General features: G+C 40.9%; 6 protein-coding genes, 31 tRNA genes, 5 rRNA genes and 1 riboswitch. Of the genes, 1 reads left to right on the top strand and 41 read right to left on the bottom strand.

The features are described from left to right. Positions 1-46 precede the first annotated feature (46 nt). From metK to FP433_RS02320, 4 genes are all read right to left on the bottom strand, one after another. Positions 47-1255 (bottom strand): methionine adenosyltransferase, encoded by a 1209-nt coding sequence (metK, locus tag FP433_RS02335; RefSeq protein WP_265486963.1) that lies wholly within the window; start codon positions 1253-1255, stop codon positions 47-49. Then, positions 1253-1331: riboswitch (SMK box riboswitch) on the bottom strand. (Overlaps the previous gene by 3 nt.) 72 nt (positions 1332-1403) lie before the next feature. Continuing rightward, a tRNA-Val gene (locus FP433_RS02330) sits at positions 1404-1476 on the bottom strand. Positions 1477-1481: 5 nt separating this feature from the next. Then, positions 1482-1553: transfer RNA gene (locus tag FP433_RS02325), tRNA-Glu, on the bottom strand. Positions 1554-1732: 179 nt separating this feature from the next. After that, positions 1733-1822, bottom strand: a tRNA-Ser gene (locus tag FP433_RS02320). Between the two features lie 123 nt (positions 1823-1945). Between FP433_RS02320 and FP433_RS02315 the strand changes: the two genes are divergently transcribed. Next, entirely contained in the window at positions 1946-3337 is a 1392-nt protein-coding gene (locus FP433_RS02315; protein WP_265486962.1) for an MFS transporter, read from the top strand. Between the two features lie 287 nt (positions 3338-3624). Here FP433_RS02315 and FP433_RS02310 read toward each other — a convergent pair. From FP433_RS02310 to FP433_RS02130, 37 genes are all read right to left on the bottom strand, one after another. Next, positions 3625-3697: transfer RNA gene (locus FP433_RS02310), tRNA-Asn, on the bottom strand. 12 nt (positions 3698-3709) lie between these two features. Continuing rightward, positions 3710-3826: ribosomal RNA gene (gene rrf, locus FP433_RS02305) — 5S ribosomal RNA — on the bottom strand. A gap of 59 nt (positions 3827-3885) precedes the next feature. Further along, a 23S ribosomal RNA gene (locus tag FP433_RS02300) occupies positions 3886-6792 on the bottom strand. A gap of 229 nt (positions 6793-7021) precedes the next feature. Then, a 16S ribosomal RNA gene (locus FP433_RS02295) occupies positions 7022-8592 on the bottom strand. The 16S, 23S and 5S rRNA genes sit together here with 1 tRNA gene alongside, the layout of an rRNA operon. 363 nt (positions 8593-8955) lie before the next feature. Further along, entirely contained in the window at positions 8956-11019 is a 2064-nt protein-coding gene (locus tag FP433_RS02290) for an LTA synthase family protein (protein ID WP_265486960.1), read from the bottom strand. Positions 11020-11027: 8 nt separating this feature from the next. After that, a complete protein-coding gene (locus FP433_RS02285) occupies positions 11028-12041 on the bottom strand; it encodes a lysylphosphatidylglycerol synthase transmembrane domain-containing protein (protein WP_265486958.1) in 1014 nt (337 codons plus the stop codon). Further along, positions 12038-13084, bottom strand: coding sequence for a glycosyltransferase family 4 protein (locus FP433_RS02280; RefSeq protein WP_265483319.1), 1047 nt, complete (start codon positions 13082-13084; stop codon positions 12038-12040). Before FP433_RS02280 ends, FP433_RS02285 begins: the two co-directional genes overlap by 4 nt. Continuing rightward, a complete protein-coding gene (locus tag FP433_RS02275; RefSeq protein WP_265483320.1) occupies positions 13077-14243 on the bottom strand; it encodes a glycosyltransferase family 4 protein in 1167 nt (388 codons plus the stop codon). Before FP433_RS02275 ends, FP433_RS02280 begins: the two co-directional genes overlap by 8 nt. A 123-nt stretch (positions 14244-14366) precedes the next feature. After that, a tRNA-Leu gene (locus tag FP433_RS02270) sits at positions 14367-14450 on the bottom strand. 29 nt (positions 14451-14479) lie between these two features. After that, positions 14480-14550: transfer RNA gene (locus FP433_RS02265), tRNA-Cys, on the bottom strand. A gap of 24 nt (positions 14551-14574) precedes the next feature. After that, positions 14575-14646, bottom strand: a tRNA-Gln gene (locus FP433_RS02260). Between the two features lie 7 nt (positions 14647-14653). Further along, a tRNA-His gene (locus FP433_RS02255) sits at positions 14654-14726 on the bottom strand. 28 nt (positions 14727-14754) lie between these two features. Then, positions 14755-14825, bottom strand: a tRNA-Trp gene (locus tag FP433_RS02250). A 6-nt stretch (positions 14826-14831) separates the two neighbouring features. Further along, positions 14832-14913, bottom strand: a tRNA-Tyr gene (locus FP433_RS02245). 4 nt (positions 14914-14917) lie between these two features. Further along, positions 14918-14990 (bottom strand) — tRNA-Phe (locus tag FP433_RS02240). Between the two features lie 5 nt (positions 14991-14995). Beyond that, a tRNA-Asp gene (locus FP433_RS02235) sits at positions 14996-15068 on the bottom strand. A 3-nt stretch (positions 15069-15071) separates the two neighbouring features. Further along, a tRNA-Met gene (locus tag FP433_RS02230) sits at positions 15072-15145 on the bottom strand. Between the two features lie 6 nt (positions 15146-15151). Then, positions 15152-15242: transfer RNA gene (locus FP433_RS02225), tRNA-Ser, on the bottom strand. A 23-nt stretch (positions 15243-15265) separates the two neighbouring features. Then, positions 15266-15337, bottom strand: a tRNA-Glu gene (locus FP433_RS02220). A gap of 1397 nt (positions 15338-16734) precedes the next feature. After that, a tRNA-Ser gene (locus FP433_RS02215) sits at positions 16735-16824 on the bottom strand. A 2-nt stretch (positions 16825-16826) separates the two neighbouring features. Further along, positions 16827-16901 (bottom strand) — tRNA-Ile (locus FP433_RS02210). Between the two features lie 4 nt (positions 16902-16905). After that, positions 16906-16976, bottom strand: a tRNA-Gly gene (locus tag FP433_RS02205). Positions 16977-16987: 11 nt separating this feature from the next. Further along, positions 16988-17060, bottom strand: a tRNA-Phe gene (locus FP433_RS02200). Between the two features lie 5 nt (positions 17061-17065). Beyond that, positions 17066-17138, bottom strand: a tRNA-Asp gene (locus FP433_RS02195). Between the two features lie 3 nt (positions 17139-17141). Then, positions 17142-17215: transfer RNA gene (locus FP433_RS02190), tRNA-Met, on the bottom strand. Positions 17216-17248: 33 nt separating this feature from the next. After that, positions 17249-17322 (bottom strand) — tRNA-Ile (locus FP433_RS02185). 12 nt (positions 17323-17334) lie between these two features. Next, a tRNA-Met gene (locus tag FP433_RS02180) sits at positions 17335-17408 on the bottom strand. A 21-nt stretch (positions 17409-17429) separates the two neighbouring features. Beyond that, a tRNA-Pro gene (locus FP433_RS02175) sits at positions 17430-17503 on the bottom strand. 4 nt (positions 17504-17507) lie between these two features. Next, positions 17508-17581 (bottom strand) — tRNA-Arg (locus FP433_RS02170). A 9-nt stretch (positions 17582-17590) separates the two neighbouring features. After that, positions 17591-17676 (bottom strand) — tRNA-Leu (locus FP433_RS02165). A gap of 12 nt (positions 17677-17688) precedes the next feature. Continuing rightward, positions 17689-17760 (bottom strand) — tRNA-Gly (locus tag FP433_RS02160). Between the two features lie 17 nt (positions 17761-17777). Then, positions 17778-17850: transfer RNA gene (locus tag FP433_RS02155), tRNA-Thr, on the bottom strand. 21 nt (positions 17851-17871) lie between these two features. After that, positions 17872-17953 (bottom strand) — tRNA-Leu (locus tag FP433_RS02150). A gap of 18 nt (positions 17954-17971) precedes the next feature. Next, positions 17972-18044: transfer RNA gene (locus tag FP433_RS02145), tRNA-Lys, on the bottom strand. A 3-nt stretch (positions 18045-18047) separates the two neighbouring features. Next, positions 18048-18120, bottom strand: a tRNA-Val gene (locus tag FP433_RS02140). 2 nt (positions 18121-18122) lie between these two features. Next, positions 18123-18239 (bottom strand): 5S ribosomal RNA (rrf, locus tag FP433_RS02135). Between the two features lie 59 nt (positions 18240-18298). After that, positions 18299-21205 (bottom strand): 23S ribosomal RNA (locus FP433_RS02130). Between the last annotated feature and the right edge of the window lie 50 nt (positions 21206-21255).

Raw genomic sequence — 21255 nt, 5'->3', positions numbered from 1 at the left:
ATCAAGATTATCCATTTTTATTATTAGTAATTAAATTTAATAAAATTTATTTATGATTATTAACGTAATTCTTTAATTCTTCTACTTTATCGGTGTGTTCCCAAGGTAAATCAATATCTGTTCTCCCAAAGTGACCATAAGCAGCTGTAGGGCCATAAATTGGGCGGCGTAAATCAAGCATTTTAATAATCCCTGCTGGACGTAAATCAAAAGTATCTCGAATCGCTTCAACTAATAATTCATCACTTACTTTTCCAGTTCCAGCCGTATTAACCATAATTGATACTGGGTGCGCTACCCCAATTGCATAAGCAAGCTGAATCTCGCATTGATCTGCTAACCCTGCTGCTACAATATTTTTAGCTACATAACGAGCAGCATAACTGGCACTTCTATCAACCTTAGTAAGATCCTTTCCAGAAAATGCACCCCCACCATGACGTGCATAGCCTCCATAAGTATCCACAATAATTTTTCGGCCTGTTAAACCAGAGTCTCCTTTAGGTCCCCCAATTACAAAGCGACCAGATGGATTAATTAAATATTTGGTATTTTCATCAATATACTTACTTGGAATGACCTTTTTAATTACATCATTAATCATGCTAGAACGAATAACTTCGTTACTTACTTGATCATCGGTTTGTGTTGAAATTACGACAGTATCAACTCTTTTAGGCTTATTATTTTCATCGTATTCAACTGTTACTTGAGCCTTAGCATCTGGACGAAGCCAGGGTAAAGTATTTTCTTTGCGCAACTTAGCCACACGTTGCATTAATTTATGCGCTAAAGCAATTGGTAATGGCATTAATTCTGGAGTTTCATTAATTGCAAACCCAAACATTAATCCTTGATCTCCAGCACCAATTTGATCTAGCTCATCTTTATCTTTAGAATTACTTTCTCTTACTTCTAAGGCACTGTCTACTCCTCCAGCAATATCTGGAGATTGCTCATCAATGTCAACAAGTACTGCACAATTATTTCCATCAAATCCTAATTCTGGTCTATTATAACCAATTTTAATAATTGTATCTCTAACAACTTTCTGAATATCTACATAAGCAGTAGTTGAAATTTCTCCTACTACCAATACAAGACCAGTAGTGACAGTAGTTTCACATGCTACTCTCCCATTTGGATCTTTAGCTAAAATCGCATCTAAAATCGCATCTGAAATTTGATCTGCTACTTTATCAGGATGTCCTTCAGAAACAGATTCTGAAGTAAATAAACGCTTTTCTTTTGTCATAAAGGAGTCCCCCTAAATAAAACTTTTCGGTTACAAGGCATCTCCGTCTCCGGATCCTTTCGGGACCTTAACCGATCTAACATAATAAGTTATTCGTTCAAAGAAGGTAATAAAAAAGACCACCAAAATTGGTGGCCTCTCTGAACGATGGAGGATACAGGGTTCGAACCTGTGACCTCCTGCTTGTAAGGCAGATGCTCTCCCAGCTGAGCTAATCCTCCGTTCATGACCCGTACGAGATTTGAACTCATGTTACCGCCGTGAAAGGGCGGTGTCTTAACCACTTGACCAACGGGCCATCATCTTTAACACAATTATTAATTATACTATAATCAATTACAATGTCAATAACTTTTTTATCACTTTTTAAACTGGTGATCTCATTTACCGACAAATAATATAATACAGATCCTGCAAAGAAAAAGCAAGTACTTTTTTAATAAAATAAAAGATCCTTTACTTAAAAGATCCGTTTAACGGAGTGTGAGAGATTCGAACTCTCGATACAGGGAATACCCGTATACATGATTTCCAATCATGCTCCTTCGGCCTCTCGGACAACACTCCATGTATTTAAATGTTACTTAAGTATTATAAGTCTTTCTTTATCTATCTGTCAATCAAAAATTTAGTTTTCTTTCTTAAAAAGTTTATACTAATTATGTTAGATTACTAAGAAAAGAGGTAATTATGGAATCTAAAAGATTAAATAGAAAATTATTAATTGCAATTTTGTCAGCTGGTATATTATCTTTTTTGGGGATCTTAGATGAAACTGCTACTACTGTAACTTTTCCAATACTAATTAATGAATTTTCTGTTACAACTGGTCAAGTTCAATGGGTTAATACAATTGTTTTATTAGTTATTGCAGTTATCGTCCCAATAAGTTCTCAAATCAAATTACGTTTTTCTACAAAAAATATTTTTTTAAGTGGAATATTAATTTTTATGATGGGGTTGTTAATTGACATTGTTTCTCCACGTTTTGATTTCCTTTTACTTGGTCGCATCTTCCAAGGGATTGGTACTGGAATCGGCCTTCCCTTAATGTATAACATTATTCTAGAAAAAGTCCCAAAAGCTCATCTTGATTTTATGATGGGAATTGGAACTATGATTACTGCAGCTGCTGTAGCAATTGGGCCAGTGTTTGGAGGAATAATAACTCAAAGGTTAAACTGGAGATGGATATTTATCATCTCATTTATTTTAGGGACCATTGGGCTAATTAGTGGTCTTTTTACTATTCCGCAACTTTCCTTAGCAAGTAAAAAAGTTCATTTCAAATTTCTTCAATGGGTAACTCTAGGAATAGGGCTAATTCTCTTAATAATCGGATTTACAAATTTTGTAAAAAATTCTTTACTTTCATATAAAGTTAGTGGTTTTATAATTGGTGGTATTATTAGCCTAATAATTTGGGGGAAATTATCTTGGAGGGATAAGAATCCTTTAATTAATCCTAAAATTTTTCAAGACATCACTTTCACTATGCAATTAGTTTGTTATTGTATAGCTAAGATTTCAACTCTAGCATTAGGATTTGCCCTCCCCTTATATATTGAATTGGTCAATTTTGGGAGTTCCTCTATAGCAGGGTGGATTTTATTACCAGGGGCCATCGCCGATGCTATCATGGCAGCTGTAGGAGGAAAAATTTTAGCAAAACGGGGCAATCGGTTACCTATAATAAGTGGAACCTTTGTTAGTTTACTGAGTCTTTCTCTATTATTTCTTTCCACTCCACATCTTACTAATACTCTTATTATTTTTTTATATATCCTTTACTATGGAGGATATGGGCTAAGCTTTAGTACCCTAATGACAAGTGGGCTAACAGCGCTAACAAAAAAGGAGCAAGCTGAAGGAAATGCTATCTACAATACACTACAACAATTTTCCGGAGCAGTAGGGACAGCATTAGCGGGAAGCTTAATTGCAATAAGTCAAAAAGCTACTTCCCAGTCTCTAGCTAATGGAACAGCCCAAGGGAATAAAAGGATTTTCATCACTTTAATCCTTTTAATCTCTCTGAGCTTAGTGATAGAGGTTTTCTTTATTCCCAAATCGAATAAGTAAAGAGTGAAGATATATTAACGAAGAGGGAGAATTTATATTAAGTTTAAAAAGATTCTAGGCTATTTCCTTATAGTTGTATTCAATAAATCTAAAGAAATTTTAGATTTATTGAATATTTTTTATTAGAAGACCATCTTAAGAATAAGGAGAGATTATATTATTGTGGTGCTATCCAAGGATAGAAGACAAAGCAAGCAGGTAATTAGAAGAAAGGAGATTCCCAAAAACAAAAATAATCCACCTGAAGATGTACTTTCAAGTGGATTAGTGACTTAATACAATTTGAACTCCGGCTGTCAGACTCGAACTGACGACAGCCTGATTAACAGTCAGGTGCTCTACCAACTGAGCTAAGCCGGAATAAGTAAAAGAGCACGGCAACTACCTATCCTCGCAGGCAGTTTCCCACCAACTACTTTCGGCGTTAAGAAGCTTAACTTCTGTGTTCGGCATGGGAACAGGTGTTTCCTTCTTGCCATTGCCACCGTACTCTTTCTGAGTTATTACACTCAAAACTGAATATAATCTAAAGCCTAAAACCTAGAGCTTTGGTCAAGTGCTCGACTGATTAGTACTAGTCCGCTTCACTCATCACTGAGCTTACACTCCTAGCCTATCTACCTCATCGTCTTTAAGGTGTCTTACTGCTTTCGCATCGGAAATCTCATCTTGAGGGGGGCTTCGCACTTAGATGCTTTCAGCGCTTATCCCGTCCATACATAGCTACCCAGCGATGCCGAAGGCTCGACAACTGGTACACCAGCGGTATGTCCATCCCGGTCCTCTCGTACTAAGGACAGCTCCTCTCAAATTTCCTACGCCCACGACGGATAGGGACCGAACTGTCTCACGACGTTCTGAACCCAGCTCGCGTGCCGCTTTAATGGGCGAACAGCCCAACCCTTGGGACCGACTTCAGCCCCAGGATGCGACGAGCCGACATCGAGGTGCCAAACCTCCCCGTCGATGTGAACTCTTGGGGGAGATAAGCCTGTTATCCCCAGGGTAGCTTTTATCCGTTGAGTGATGGCCTTTCCATACAGTACCACCAGATCACTAAGCCCGACTTTCGTCCCTGCTCGAGTTGTAGCTCTCGCAGTCAAGCTCCCTTATACCTTTACACTCTGCGAATGATTTCCAACCATTCTGAGGGAACCTTTGGGCGCCTCCGTTACACTTTAGGAGGCGACCGCCCCAGTCAAACTGCCCACCTGACACTGTCCTCGACCGCGCTTAGCGATCTGAGTTAGAGGATCCATCAAACAAGGGTAGTATCCCAACATTGCCTCCGATAAAACTAGCGTCCTATCTTCTCTGGCTCCTACCTATCCTGTACATGTTTAACAAATACTCAATATCAAGCTACAGTAAAGCTCCATGGGGTCTTTCCGTCCTGTCGCGGGTAACCCGCATCTTCACGGGTATTATAATTTCACCGAGTCTCTCGTTGAGACAGTGCCCAAATCATTACACCTTTCGTGCAGGTCGGAACTTACCCGACAAGGAATTTCGCTACCTTAGGACCGTTATAGTTACGGCCGCCGTTTACTGGGGCTTCAATTCAAACCTTCGCTTGCGCTAAGCTTTCCTCTTAACCTTCCAGCACCGGGCAGGTGTCAGCACCTATACGTCATCTTACGATTTTGCAGATACCTGTGTTTTTGATAAACAGTTGTTTGGGCCTCTTCACTGCGGCTGATCTTTTACAATCAGCACCCCTTCTTCCGAAGTTACGGGGTCATTTTGCCGAGTTCCTTAACGAGAGTTCTCTCGCTCACCTGAGGATACTCTCCTCGACTACCTGTGTCGGTTTGCGGTACGGGTAAAACTACTCTGGCTAGAAGCTTTTCTTGGCAGTGTGACATCATGACCTTCGCTACTTAACTTCACTACGCATCACGTCTCAAGCTTTTAAAGACAAGCATTTGACTCATCTTAACTCTTAACGCTTGCACATGGATATCCAACACCATGCGTCATTAGCCTCCTGCGTCCCTCCATTGCTCATAACAAGCAGTTTCAGTACAGGAATTTCTACCTGTTGTCCATCGGCTACGCCTCTCGGCCTTACCTTAGGTCCCGACTTACCCTGGGCGGACGAGCCTGCCCCAGGAAACCTTAGTCTTACGGCGGATAGGATTCTCACCTATCTTTCGCTACTCATACCGGCATTCTCACTTCTAAGCGCTCCATTAGTCCTCTCGATCTAACTTCACCGCACTTAGAACGCTCTCCTACCACACATATAATATATGCATCCACAGTTTCGGTACTATGCTTAGCCCCGGTAAATTTTCGGCGCAGCGTCACTCGACTAGTGAGCTATTACGCACTCTTTAAATGATGGCTGCTTCTAAGCCAACATCCTAGTTGTCTACGCAACTCCACATCCTTTTCCACTTAGCATAGATTTGGGGACCTTAACTGGTGATCTGGGCTGTTTCCCTTTCGACTACGGATCTTATCACTCGCAGTCTGACTCCCGTGCATTGATATCTGGCATTCGAAGTTTATCTGGATTCAGTAACCCATGACGGGCCCCTAGTCCAAACAGCGCTCTACCTCCATTATCATTCACACGAGGCTAGCCCTAAAGCTATTTCGGAGAGAACCAGCTATCTCCAAGTTCGTTTGGAATTTCACCGCTACCCACAACTCATCCCCGCGATTTTTAACTCACGTGGGTTCGGTCCTCCAGTGTGTTTTACCACACCTTCAACCTGGTCATGGGTAGGTCACTTGGTTTCGGGTCTACGTCACATTACTCTTTCGCCCTATTCAGACTCGCTTTCGCTACGGCTCCGTCTTTTCTGACTTAACCTTGCAACATAACGTAACTCGCCGGTTCATTCTACAAAAGGCACGCCATTACACTTTAATGTGCTCTGACTACTTGTAGGCACACGGTTTCAGGTTCTATTTCACTCCCCTCCCGGGGTTCTTTTCACCTTTCCCTCACGGTACTGGTTCACTATCGGTCACTAGTTAGTATTTAGCCTTACGAGATGGTCCTCGCGGATTCAATCGGGATTCCTCGTGTCCCGACCTACTCAGGATCCTGCTAAGTCTTGTCGCAATTTCGCTTACGGGGCTATCACCCTCTCTGGCTTATCTTTCCAGATAATTCTGCTATCACTTCAAGTACTACATCGCAGTCCTTCAACCCCAACTGGCAAGCCAGTTGGTTTGGGCTCTTTCCTGTTCGCTCGCCGCTACTTAGGAAATCGATTTTTCTTTCTCTTCCTGCAGCTACTTAGATGTTTCAGTTCACTGCGTCTTCCTTCGTATAACTATTTATTCATCATACGATAATACCTCTCGGTATTGGGTTCCCCCATTCGGATATCTCCGGATCATCGCTTACTTACTGCTCCCCGAAGCCTTTCGTGGTTCGTCACGTCCTTCATCGGCTTCTAGTGCCAAGGCATTCACCATGCGCCCTTTTCTACTTGACCTATTTCAAGTTTGAGTTTCTCTCTTCTTCTCGGTCGCTCTTCAATCTGTTTCTCTTTCGATTGTCTCGGTTTTTTGCTTTGATTATATTCAGTTTTCAATGTACTAACTCTTGAGAACTTCTTTACTGCCCTCAAAACTAAACAAAAATTCTTCTGTGTGCCTTTTTCTTGTTTGGCTTTCTGACTTCTTTTAGTGTCTTCACACTCTCCATCAGTTGCCCTTCCTTAGAAAGGAGGTGATCCAGCCGCAGGTTCTCCTACGGCTACCTTGTTACGACTTCACCCTAATCATCTGTCCTACCTTAGACGGCTGACTCCTTAAAGGTTATCTCACCGGCTTTGGGTGTTACAGACTCTCATGGTGTGACGGGCGGTGTGTACAAGGCCCGGGAACGTATTCACCGCGGCGTGCTGATCCGCGATTACTAGCGATTCCAGCTTCATGTAGGCGAGTTGCAGCCTACAATCCGAACTGAGAACGGCTTTCAGAGATCCGCTTGCCTTCACAGGTTCGCTTCTCGTTGTACCGTCCATTGTAGCACGTGTGTAGCCCAGGTCATAAGGGGCATGATGACTTGACGTCATCCCCACCTTCCTCCGGTTTGTCACCGGCAGTCTCATTAGAGTGCCCAACTTAATGATGGCAACTAATGACAAGGGTTGCGCTCGTTGCGGGACTTAACCCAACATCTCACGACACGAGCTGACGACAGCCATGCACCACCTGTCTCAATGTCCCCGAAGGGAAAGCCTAATCTCTTAGGTTGTCATTGGATGTCAAGACCTGGTAAGGTTCTTCGCGTTGCTTCGAATTAAACCACATGCTCCACCGCTTGTGCGGGCCCCCGTCAATTCCTTTGAGTTTCAACCTTGCGGTCGTACTCCCCAGGCGGAGTGCTTAATGCGTTAGCTGCAGCACTGAGAGGCGGAAACCTCCCAACACTTAGCACTCATCGTTTACGGCATGGACTACCAGGGTATCTAATCCTGTTCGCTACCCATGCTTTCGAGCCTCAGCGTCAGTTGCAGACCAGAGAGCCGCCTTCGCCACTGGTGTTCTTCCATATATCTACGCATTCCACCGCTACACATGGAGTTCCACTCTCCTCTTCTGCACTCAAGTTTAACAGTTTCTGATGCAGTTCTTCGGTTGAGCCGAAGGCTTTCACATCAGACTTATTAAACCGCCTGCACTCGCTTTACGCCCAATAAATCCGGACAACGCTTGCCACCTACGTATTACCGCGGCTGCTGGCACGTAGTTAGCCGTGACTTTCTAGTTGATTACCGTCGAATAAAGGCCAGTTACTACCTCTATCTTTCTTCACCAACAACAGAGCTTTACGAGCCGAAACCCTTCTTCACTCACGCGGCGTTGCTCCATCAGACTTTCGTCCATTGTGGAAGATTCCCTACTGCTGCCTCCCGTAGGAGTTTGGGCCGTGTCTCAGTCCCAATGTGGCCGATCAGTCTCTCAACTCGGCTATGCATCATTGCCTTGGTAAGCCGTTACCTTACCAACTAGCTAATGCACCGCAGGTCCATCCAAGAGTGATAGAAATCCATCTTTCAAACTCTAGACATGCGTCTAGTGTTGTTATCCGGTATTAGCATCTGTTTCCAGGTGTTATCCCAGTCTCTTGGGCAGGTTACCCACGTGTTACTCACCCGTTCGCCGCTAGCTTGTATCTAGTTTCATGAAATGCAAGCATTTCAATCATCTAGGCAAGCTCGCTCGACTTGCATGTATTAGGCACGCCGCCAGCGTTCGTCCTGAGCCAGGATCAAACTCTCATTTCCTTTTTGAAATGAGCTTTTCTTAGCTCTTAACGTTTTTTTTGATTTGTTATCTCAAATTTATTGCTTGCGAATTGACTTCGCTTTGTTTGGGGTTTATTTCCCCCGCACACTTACGAATTTTTGTTCAGTTTTCAAGGTACTAAAGCGTCGGTTTACGACTTATCTATTATATCATACTTGCTTTTTACTTGCAAGAGATAATTTTAAAATTCTTTGTCGCCGGTTTGTTATCCCGAAGACATTTTATTATTATACGTTGTTTATTCATCTTTGTCAACATATTTTTTAAATATAATTATAAAAAATCTCACTTTCATGGCTAAACAACTTTACTTTGTCTTTTCCATTTAAGTGAGATTAGTTTTAATTCTTTTCTTTTAATTCTGGCGCATTTGTTTTATATAAATCTTCTGTGGACTTTCCTTTATTTTTATCCAACAAGGTAGTTTTTGCACTCTTTAACTTTTCAAGCGACTTTTCTTTTTTATAATTATAATCTTTTCGATTTATTGCCTTAAAATCTTTAACCTTATAAAACCTCAGCAGATTTCCTGTTATTACCCTGTCTGATAAAGATAATTCACTAGTCACAGTATTTGAGATCAAACCTAATTCTTGTTTTTGCTTTTTAGTTGGATGTTCTATGAGCATCCCTGTTCTTGTATAGTAGTATCTGCCATCTACTTTACTATATGTCGGTGTAATAAAATCTCCATTTCGTTGCGCCACAATTTGCGGTGCATTTTTTGAAAGAAGACTATGTCCAAATTGAATTAGCCCTTTGTCACTTATTCCTAAGAGATTAAATAGTGTTGGCCTAACATCAATTTCTCCCCCATATGTATGATCAATTTTTCCTTTTAGCCCTTTCATATGAAACATTAAAGGTACTCTTTGAAATTGTAAATTATCAAAATCATTAAAGCTACTTTTCCCTAGTAATTGGGCTGAAGCCTTATGATGATTCCCAGAAATTCCATAATGATCACCATAAAACATAATTAATGTGTTTTTCTCTAGACCCGACTTTTTTAAGTAGGTCATTAATTCACCGATAGCCTGGTCTAGATAATGAGCTGTCTGGATATAACCATCCACTGTATTATCACCAGTATCTGTTTTAGAAATAGTTTGATTTTGCTTATCCAAATCATAAGGATAATGATTAGATACAGTAATCATTTTTAAATAAAAGGGTTGCGGTAAACGTTCGATATATTGAACTGATTGTTTAAAAAATAGTTTATCTTTTATACCATAGCCAATGTAATATCCCTTTTTATTTTGATAATACGATAGTGGCATAAAGTAGTCATATCCAAATGATTTATAAGCATTATCTCTGTTCCAAAATGATCCTGCGCCTCCATGCATTACTGCGCTAGTATAACCTGCTTTTTGATCCAAAAGAGCTGGAGTAGCTTGAAAAACATTTGATGTCCCATAACTAGACATTGCAGACCCTGACTGTAATCCAAATAACGAATTTTCTAACATCATTTCAGCATCAGAGGTTTTCCCTTGGCCTACCTGATTAAAAAAGTTATCAAAACTAATAGTATTAGAAGAATGATAAATTTTATTTAAATTAGGTGTTACTTCTTTCCCATGCCATTTATAATCAATTAAAAACTGTTGAAAACTTTCTAAATGAATTACTAATACATTTTTTCCCCTCGCTACACCATAATATTCTGGATTAGGGGGAATGTAGTTTTTCTTTATATAATTTTCAACTGACTTTAAATCATTCTGATTGGCCTTTGCCATTATCGCATTGGTCTGAGCTGTTTTAAATGAATCATACACTGCATAGTTATTAAGTCCCAGATATTTAACAATATAGTTATTGTCAAATGTCCTTGTTAACAATCCAGAACGATCTTGCTGTGCCATAGTTAAATTAATGCCTAACAAGCAAAATGCACAAACTTCAATTAGACCTGCCACTTTTAACTTTAATTTTCTTGGATCAATCTTAAAGACTTTAAAGATAAGCAAGATTATAATTAAAGCCACATCCAAAAAGGCTAAAAAATCTGTTCCCTTGGTTATACCTGCAATACTCTTTCCAAGATTATCGGAACTAGAGCCTGAAGTTTTAATAATTGATATGGATAAAAAATCAGAAAATTCGCGATAATATAAAATATTCGCAAAAAGCCAAAGAGAAAGCAAAAAATCAATTATAACCATTATCCAGTACGATTTTCGTCCTTTGATGAATAGCCCAATTCCTAATAAGATTATGGCTGGTGCCACAGGATTTATCAGTAGCAAAAATTGTTGCATTGCTCCCTCAGCACCTAAATTAAATTTTGTTAAATAGATAAGCCAAGTTTTTAGCCAGAACAAAACAACCATGAACGTAAAAAAGCCTAATTTTGTATCTAAAAACCAATCTTTAATTTTTTTAATTTTTTGCATACATAGTCTCAACTTTCTTCTACCTTTTTAGGCTTAATAATCCAACCCACTACTCCTAAAATTAATCCTAAGAAATAAGTGGTAAATCGCCATAAAAACATCCCTAATGTCAATAGTGCATTTGAAGAAATAAAAATTGAGAATAAAGTCTGAAAACTAAACTCAGCTCCACCAGATGCACCTGGAATTGGAACAATTGCCATAAACATTATAATCATGATATTCATCCCGGTAACAGCTAACCACGAAGGATGTAAATTAAGTGCTAGTAAAATAAAGTATGGAATAGAATAAAAACATAGTAATTGTCCAATTGTCAAAATACTAGCAATCAGAAGCTTCTTTTTTTCTCTTTTTAATTTTTGTCCTTCTTGATAAAAAGTTTCTATTTGGTTTAAAGTTGATTGACGCCAACTATCCACTCTTTTCGTCCCAAAAACTTTTTCCAAAATTTTCATAATCCATAGGGTGATTTTTTTTGTCCAGTTATAAGCAAACATAACCGCCAATAAAAACATAATTGAGCTAATATGAATTAGAAATCCAATAAAAATAAATAAAGCCAGTCCACTAAACCTGCCAGCAATCATTTTGAAGCCAAAAGCAATTGTTGAAACATAGGCAAAAAGAACACAAATTTGATAAATTATAAACTTCATCAGCAAAATTGAAGTTGCCCTTGCTCCCTTCATCCCCATTTGCATCATTGCCACTAATTGTGAAGGTTGTCCTCCTGTTGATAACGGAGTAATAGCATTAAAAAGAGCTTGAATCAACGGTATTCTAAAAAAAGCCCAAGTAGAATACTCTTTTTTTCTCTCATATGAAAGAGTAGCCAAAATTCCAGCTTCAAAAACATAGGATAAAATCATAATTGCAAAAACTAGAATTAAGAAAGAAGGATTCAAACTCTTTGCAGCTTGAATTAGGGAATTAATTGGAGTGTTTTTTAACTGAAAATATATCACTCCACCACTAATTATTAAAACTATAATAATTCCAATTAGGTGCTTTTTGTTCATAGTTTTATTTGTCCTAACTTTTTCCCTAATTCATATTGCTCAGTATAAAAATCCTTCCAAATTTCTGCTAAGTGATCTTCAGAATATTGATTACTTGCTTGACGAGAAAGTTCTTTATATTTTGCAAGAATATATGGATTTTTTTTGATTTCTTGCAGCCAGCTATTCAATTCATTAAAATTCCTACCTGGCATATAGTAACCATCAATAATAGACTTATATAATTCCAAATCTCTTAATAAAACTGGAGTATTACAACTAAATGCTTCTAATACTGACATTGGGAAAAGTTCATCAAATGATGGTAGCAAAAATACATCTGCAATATTTAAGTAATTTACTAGTTTTTCTCTTTCCACAATACCTGTAAAGGTAAGATTTTTAGGTGGATTAGCAACTACTTCTTTGAAGTGATTATAGCCATCGGTCATTTTTCCAAAGGAGAAACCACCTGCCCAAATAAATTGAATATCTGGATTCTTTTTTGCTAATTTGACAAAATCATCTACACCCTTACGTTCTTGCACTTGTCCATCCCCAAAAACAACTAATTTATTTAAGGGAATTCCTAAAGAATTTCGAAACGCATTTTTTTCTTCTTGAGTTTGTTCATAGAATTCACTTTTTGAGACAAAATTAGGAATATATTTTACCTTTTGCGGATCAATCCCATGCTGAGCTAACTTTCCAATAAACATCGGATTAACTACTACAATTTGATCCATGCGATCATAAAAATCAATTATATATCTATTCAAAATTCCTTGAGCAAATCCAGGAAGTTTTATAGATCCTTCTAAGGTTTCAGGTAAAAAATGTACATATCCTATCTTTCGACCACGACTTTTAGAAAAACTATTGGCAAAATAGGTTGGATTAATTGTATGGTAATGCGTGAGATCACTGGTTCCATAGCGATTAACCGTGACATAAAAGTCATCAACGAGTTTCTTTCTCAAGAGTCGGATTAATTCTTTATACGCTGACCCCACGCCTTGACCTTGAACGCTATCAGCTTGAGAAAACATATTAATTCTAATCATCTAATACCTCAGTTGTGTTTAGTTTATCTATTGCTTCTTGATAGAAGTTCACGACATTTTTTGCAAAAGTTTCAGCAGATACTTCTTTTAGCTTTTCTTTTAATAGATCTTTAGAAATTACAAGTGGTACCTTATTTAAATAGTTGTCTATCAATTCTGCCATTTGTTTTTGAGAAGTGAAAACTGCCCCTAATTCTTTATGGTTAAATATTTGTTCAGTATATTCAGTCGCATAAACAATACTTGGTGTTCCTGCTGCCATTGCTTCTATATAAGTTAATCCTTGAGTTTCGGTATCACTTGCTGAAACAAAAAGATCAGCCATCGCATAATAATTTCCCACATCACTATGCTCAACACTTCCAATAAAAAGTACATATTCCTCTAAGTGCATCTCTTCAACTTTATTTTTTAAATTTTTGAGATCCGGTCCATCGCCCGCAATTACAAGCTTTACAGTGGGATGCTTCTTAATTAATTCTGGAAGGACTGCTAATAAATTACCTATTTTCTTTTCAGGAGCTACTCTACTCAAAGTTAATAATACTTTATCACTCTCTTTTAATCCTAAATCTTTTCTTACATCTCTTCGAGGGGTCTCATTAATTCCTTTAAGATCCACTCCCGTCGGAATTATCTTCAAAGGTATCTTTACCCCATATTCTCTTAAAGTATCTTTTACACGGATGCTTGGAGCAATAACACCTTCCATATTATGAAGGTATGCTCGGCAAAATTGCTTTACATGATATGGTTTTAATAAATGACCATTTAAAATGTAATGTAAGTAGTCTTGATACATTGTATGATAAGTGTGAATAGCAGGGATTTTAAGATTATGGGCAACATATTTACCAATAGCACCCATCGAAAATTCAGTTTGGGTGTGAACGACATCCAATTTTACTTCTTTAGCTATTTTGGTAGCTTGAAATAATCCCCTAAATGCAATTCTTCGATCTGTAAAAGAAATGAAAGGTACACTACTTAAACGAAAGACATTTGGCTCAACTGTCCCTTTAGGCAAATGAGGATCGGTAGTAGTAAAAATAAATACAGAATGACCTTGAGCTTCTAATGCATTTTTTAAAGTTTGAATTGAAGTCGCTACTCCAGATATTTGGGGAAAATAAGTATCTGTAAATAGACCAATGTTCATAAAGCTACCTCCATATTTCTTCTTTATATTATAAAGTTTAAAGAGAAAGATTACAACGAGAATCAAGAATACAAAAAAACACGTAAGTATATAAGCTTACGTGTTTTTTTCCTGTCTGATTAATAGCGATGATCGGGGTCGAACCGATACGTCCCAAGGGACACCAGATTTTGAGTCTGGCGCGTCTGCCAATTCCGCCACATCGCCATAAAGTTAAACTCTAGAACTCCAGACAAAGGCGGTGATCGGATTTGAACCGACGATAAAGGTTTTGCAGACCTCTGCCTTACCACTTGGCTACACCGCCACCTTCTGCGTTTACAATAACCAATTGGAATAGCTGGATTCGAACCAGCGCGTGATGAAGTCAAAGTCCATTGCCTTACCGCTTGGCTATATTCCAATGTTAGGGCGGAATATGGGGATCGAACCCATGCATGCCGGATCCACAAACCGGTGTGTTAACCACTTCACCAATTCCGCCGTGGATTTGATAAATAATATATCAAAACAGGGATAGTAGGAATTGAACCCACACTAGCGGTTTTGGAGACCGATGTACTACCTTTATACGATATCCCTATTTTATGGAGGCCAGTGGATTCGAACCACCGAACTCAGAGAGAGCGGTTTTACAGACCGCCGCGTTTAGCCACTTCGCTAGGCCTCCAGAATGGCGCGAGACGGAATCGAACCGCCGACACAAGGAGCTTCAATCCTTTGCTCTACCAACTGAGCTATCGAGCCATTTACGGTCCCTACCGGAATCGAACCGGTGATCTCCTCCGTGACAGGGAGGCGTGATAACCGCTACACTAAGGGACCAAATTGCGGGAATAGGATTTGAACCTATGACCTTCGGGTTATGAGCCCGACGAGCTGCCAGACTGCTCCATCCCGCGATAATAAGGAGGATGTGGGATTCGAACCCACGCGCGGGCAGAACCCGCCTGACGGTTTTCAAGACCGTTCCCTTCAGCCGGACTTGGGTAATCCTCCATAATATTACCATTAAATGGTAATGACCCGTACGAGATTTGAACTCATGTTACCGCCGTGAAAGGGCGGTGTCTTAACCACTTGACCAACGGGCCTTCTTATCTAACACATTTATTAATGATACCAGATCTGTTAACTTTCGTCAACAACTTTTTTTACTTTTTTCTGACTTGATTTAAGCTTTCTCACTTTTCATCGCATCAGCAATAATCATAATACTAGAAAAACCTGACTTATGCAAGTGTTTTTTTAAAATTATTTTCTCCTATTTTCTTAAACCTTTTAATGGCGCCTTTTATAACCCTCATATTTTATAAAATTCTCTTCTGTCTCATGTTAGTAAGAACATTTTTGGTGTTTAGATGTGTAAAAATAAACCTGACTTCTTCTTTTTCATCCCTTTGTTATCTCTTTTCCCTTTAAATAATTTCACTTTTCTATTCTTTCTTTTACTTCTCACTTGCCTCAGCTTTATTTAAATACTCAAGTATCTTTCACATTGAGCTTTAAACGGTTTAAGCTCTATTGGTTTGAATTCTGCTGCCTCCAACTATAAGCAGCGCTAAGCGATAAATACACTAGGGTATAATACTTAGTCTTCCTTGCAAAAATACGTCTTACACCTTACTATCAGACCTTCCAAGATTAATTGCCAAACTCTGATAGATTTTAAAATTTACAAAAATCTATTTTTAGTAGGAATCTTTAAAATCTCTTGTCTTTTGGTTAAAAATTTTTAGCTCTAATAATAGAGTTTACAGTGAGAAGAATTTCATTCTCCCACTTTTACGATAGGTGTTTTAGAGGTAATTTGCAATCTAACAAGTTTGTGCTGTGTATTCTAGATTTGGCTAAAATAGAAGTTTCATCATGCAGTCCGACTTTTATAATAAAAATCTTTCCCTTACTCTCTGGATTGCTACTCAAAGCTACTGAATGGTTCTTTAATACCATTCCTACAGAAAATTTTAGAATTAGGGGCTTCTTATGGTATTCATCAATAAATCATTAATATTCAAGTCACTACCAACCTCAGAACTGGTTTTAGAATAAATTTTGGCGAGGAACTCATTACTCATGATAAGAAAACTCACTAGAAAATAGGAAGTAGCGTCTCTCACTCCTTGATAAAAGAGCAGAGAGGGGCCCAACCAGGTACCCTAGGCAGTAATTTCTCCACTTTATAAAGCTTGCTTATCCCCTTAAATTTAACCTATTGGCACTTCTTTACATAAGTTTAGTAGATAGTTTACATTTAAATCTAGGAGAAAGAGCAGTTTAATAAGTAATTTGCGCTCTAAAGTATCCTCGGTATCCAATCTAGGTATGGTTTCCTTCTTCTACAAGTTATACACTTTTATGGCATTTATTAAAATACAAATAGCTGAAGAAAATATAACTAAAAAGAAAGATTATAAAAAGACGCAATTAGCCTTTTCAACTAATTGCGTCTTATCTTCATTAACTATTTTAATTTAATATCCTCTTGTTACGGAGATTGAGAGATTCGAACCCTCGCGCCGGTATAAACCGACCTACACCCTTAGCAGGGGCGCCTCTTCAGCCACTTGAGTAAATCTCCAATGGGCCTAAATGGACTTGAACCATCGACCTCACGCTTATCAGGCGTGCGCTCTAAACCAGCTGAGCTATAGGCCCATAAAGCGGGTAACGAGAATCGGACTCGCGACTAAAGCTTGGAAGGCTTTCGTTTTACCACTAAACTATACCCGCATGTTTTCTAATGGCGCGAGACGGAATCGAACCGCCGACACAAGGAGCTTCAATCCTTTGCTCTACCAACTGAGCTATCGAGCCATTTACGGTCCCTACCGGAATCGAACCGGTGATCTCCTCCGTGACAGGGAGGCGTGATAACCGCTACACTAAGGGACCAAATTGCGGGAATAGGATTTGAACCTATGACCTTCGGGTTATGAGCCCGACGAGCTGCCAGACTGCTCCATCCCGCGATAATTCTAATATAAAAAATCAAGATCCGAATATGGACCTTGTAGGACTCGAACCTACGACCCGACGGTTATGAGCCGTCTGCTCTAACCAACTGAGCTAAAGGTCCAAGTATACCTTATAGCGGCGGGGGGGATCGAACCCTCGACCTCCCGGGTATGAACCGGACGCTCTAGCCAGCTGAGCTACACCGCCAATATGTAACCATGTTACAAATCGGGAAGACAGGATTCGAACCTGCGACCCCCTGGTCCCAAACCAGGTGCTCTACCAAACTGAGCCACTTCCCGAAAATGCACCCTGAAGGATTTGAACCTTCAACCTTCTGATTCGTAGTCAGACACTCTATCCAGTTGCGCTAAGGGTGCATCATTATATGCCGAGGACCGGAATCGAACCGGTACGGTTGTCACCAACCGCGGGATTTTAAGTCCCGTGCGTCTGCCAGTTCCGCCACCCCGGCATGATAATGATAAGCGGAAGACGGGATTCGAACCCGCGACCCCCACCATGGCAAGGTGATGTTCTACCACTGAACTACTTCCGCATAATATTTAATTGTAATGCCGATTAAAGGATTCGAACCTTCGACCCCCTGTTTACAAGACAGATGCTCTACCAACTGAGCTAAATCGGCAAGCTGCTCACTTAAGGCGGATACGGGTGATGGGACTTGAACCCATACGTCCGAAAACACTAGAACCTAAATCTAGCGCGTCTGCCAATTCCGCCACACCCGCAAAAATATATAGGGTCAATGAGTCGTGGCAGTCTCGAACTGCCGACCCTCTGATTAAAAGTCAGATGCTCTACCAACTGAGCTAACGACTCAGATGGAGGATACAGGGCTCGAACCTGTGACCTCCTGCTTGTAAGGCAGATGCTCTCCCAGCTGAGCTAATCCTCCATGCATAGCAACTACCTATCCTTGCAGGCAGTTTCCCACCAACTACTTTCGGCGTTAAGAAGCTTAACTTCTGTGTTCGGCATGGGAACAGGTGTTTCCTTCTTGCTATCGTTACTATACTTTCTTTGAGCTTTTACACTCAAAACTGAATATAATCTAAAGCCTAAAACCTAGAGCTTTGGTCAAGTGCTCGACTGATTAGTACTAGTCCGCTTCACTCATCACTGAGCTTACACTCCTAGCCTATCTACCTCATCGTCTTTAAGGTGTCTTACTGCTTTCGCATCGGAAATCTCATCTTGAGGGGGGCTTCGCACTTAGATGCTTTCAGCGCTTATCCCGTCCATACATAGCTACCCAGCGATGCCGAAGGCTCGACAACTGGTACACCAGCGGTATGTCCATCCCGGTCCTCTCGTACTAAGGACAGCTCCTCTCAAATTTCCTACGCCCACGACGGATAGGGACCGAACTGTCTCACGACGTTCTGAACCCAGCTCGCGTGCCGCTTTAATGGGCGAACAGCCCAACCCTTGGGACCGACTTCAGCCCCAGGATGCGACGAGCCGACATCGAGGTGCCAAACCTCCCCGTCGATGTGAACTCTTGGGGGAGATAAGCCTGTTATCCCCAGGGTAGCTTTTATCCGTTGAGTGATGGCCTTTCCATACAGTACCACCAGATCACTAAGCCCGACTTTCGTCCCTGCTCGAGTTGTAGCTCTCGCAGTCAAGCTCCCTTATACCTTTACACTCTGCGAATGATTTCCAACCATTCTGAGGGAACCTTTGGGCGCCTCCGTTACACTTTAGGAGGCGACCGCCCCAGTCAAACTGCCCACCTGACACTGTCCTCGACCGCGCTTAGCGATCTGAGTTAGAGGATCCATCAAACAAGGGTAGTATCCCAACATTGCCTCCGATAAAACTAGCGTCCTATCTTCTCTGGCTCCTACCTATCCTGTACATGTTTAACAAATACTCAATATCAAGCTACAGTAAAGCTCCATGGGGTCTTTCCGTCCTGTCGCGGGTAACCCGCATCTTCACGGGTATTATAATTTCACCGAGTCTCTCGTTGAGACAGTGCCCAAATCATTACACCTTTCGTGCAGGTCGGAACTTACCCGACAAGGAATTTCGCTACCTTAGGACCGTTATAGTTACGGCCGCCGTTTACTGGGGCTTCAATTCAAACCTTCGCTTGCGCTAAGCTTTCCTCTTAACCTTCCAGCACCGGGCAGGTGTCAGCACCTATACGTCATCTTACGATTTTGCAGATACCTGTGTTTTTGATAAACAGTTGTTTGGGCCTCTTCACTGCGGCTGATCTTTTACAATCAGCACCCCTTCTTCCGAAGTTACGGGGTCATTTTGCCGAGTTCCTTAACGAGAGTTCTCTCGCTCACCTGAGGATACTCTCCTCGACTACCTGTGTCGGTTTGCGGTACGGGTAAAACTACTCTGGCTAGAAGCTTTTCTTGGCAGTGTGACATCATGACCTTCGCTACTTAACTTCACTACGCATCACGTCTCAAGCTTTTAAAGACAAGCATTTGACTCATCTTAACTCTTAACGCTTGCACATGGATATCCAACACCATGCGTCATTAGCCTCCTGCGTCCCTCCATTGCTCATAACAAGCAGTTTCAGTACAGGAATTTCTACCTGTTGTCCATCGGCTACGCCTCTCGGCCTTACCTTAGGTCCCGACTTACCCTGGGCGGACGAGCCTGCCCCAGGAAACCTTAGTCTTACGGCGGATAGGATTCTCACCTATCTTTCGCTACTCATACCGGCATTCTCACTTCTAAGCGCTCCATTAGTCCTCTCGATCTAACTTCACCGCACTTAGAACGCTCTCCTACCACACATATAATATATGCATCCACAGTTTCGGTACTATGCTTAGCCCCGGTAAATTTTCGGCGCAGCGTCACTCGACTAGTGAGCTATTACGCACTCTTTAAATGATGGCTGCTTCTAAGCCAACATCCTAGTTGTCTACGCAACTCCACATCCTTTTCCACTTAGCATAGATTTGGGGACCTTAACTGGTGATCTGGGCTGTTTCCCTTTCGACTACGGATCTTATCACTCGCAGTCTGACTCCCGTGCATTGATATCTGGCATTCGAAGTTTATCTGGATTCAGTAACCCATGACGGGCCCCTAGTCCAAACAGCGCTCTACCTCCATTATCATTCACACGAGGCTAGCCCTAAAGCTATTTCGGAGAGAACCAGCTATCTCCAAGTTCGTTTGGAATTTCACCGCTACCCACAACTCATCCCCGCGATTTTTAACTCACGTGGGTTCGGTCCTCCAGTGTGTTTTACCACACCTTCAACCTGGTCATGGGTAGGTCACTTGGTTTCGGGTCTACGTCACATTACTCTTTCGCCCTATTCAGACTCGCTTTCGCTACGGCTCCGTCTTTTCTGACTTAACCTTGCAACATAACGTAACTCGCCGGTTCATTCTACAAAAGGCACGCCATTACACTTTAATGTGCTCTGACTACTTGTAGGCACACGGTTTCAGGTTCTATTTCACTCCCCTCCCGGGGTTCTTTTCACCTTTCCCTCACGGTACTGGTTCACTATCGGTCACTAGTTAGTATTTAGCCTTACGAGATGGTCCTCGCGGATTCAATCGGGATTCCTCGTGTCCCGACCTACTCAGGATCCTGCTAAGTCTTGTCGCAATTTCGCTTACGGGGCTATCACCCTCTCTGGCTTATCTTTCCAGATAATTCTGCTATCACTTCAAGTACTACATCGCAGTCCTTCAACCCCAACTGGCAAGCCAGTTGGTTTGGGCTCTTTCCTGTTCGCTCGCCGCTACTTAGGAAATCGATTTTTCTTTCTCTTCCTGCAGCTACTTAGATGTTTCAGTTCACTGCGTCTTCCTTCGTATAACTATTTATTCATCATACGATAATACCTCTCGGTATTGGGTTCCCCCATTCGGATATCTCCGGATCATCGCTTACTTACTGCTCCCCGAAGCCTTTCGTGGTTCGTCACGTCCTTCATCGGCTTCTAGTGCCAAGGCATTCACCATGCGCCCTTTTCTACTTGACCTATTTCAAGTTTGAGTTTCTCTCTTCTTCTCGGTCGCTCTTCAATCTGTT

The sequence above is a fragment of the Lactobacillus sp. PV012 genome, from assembly GCF_014522325.1.
Lineage (GTDB): Bacteria > Bacillota > Bacilli > Lactobacillales > Lactobacillaceae > Lactobacillus.
This window is presented reverse-complemented; position numbering and strand designations above follow the sequence as displayed.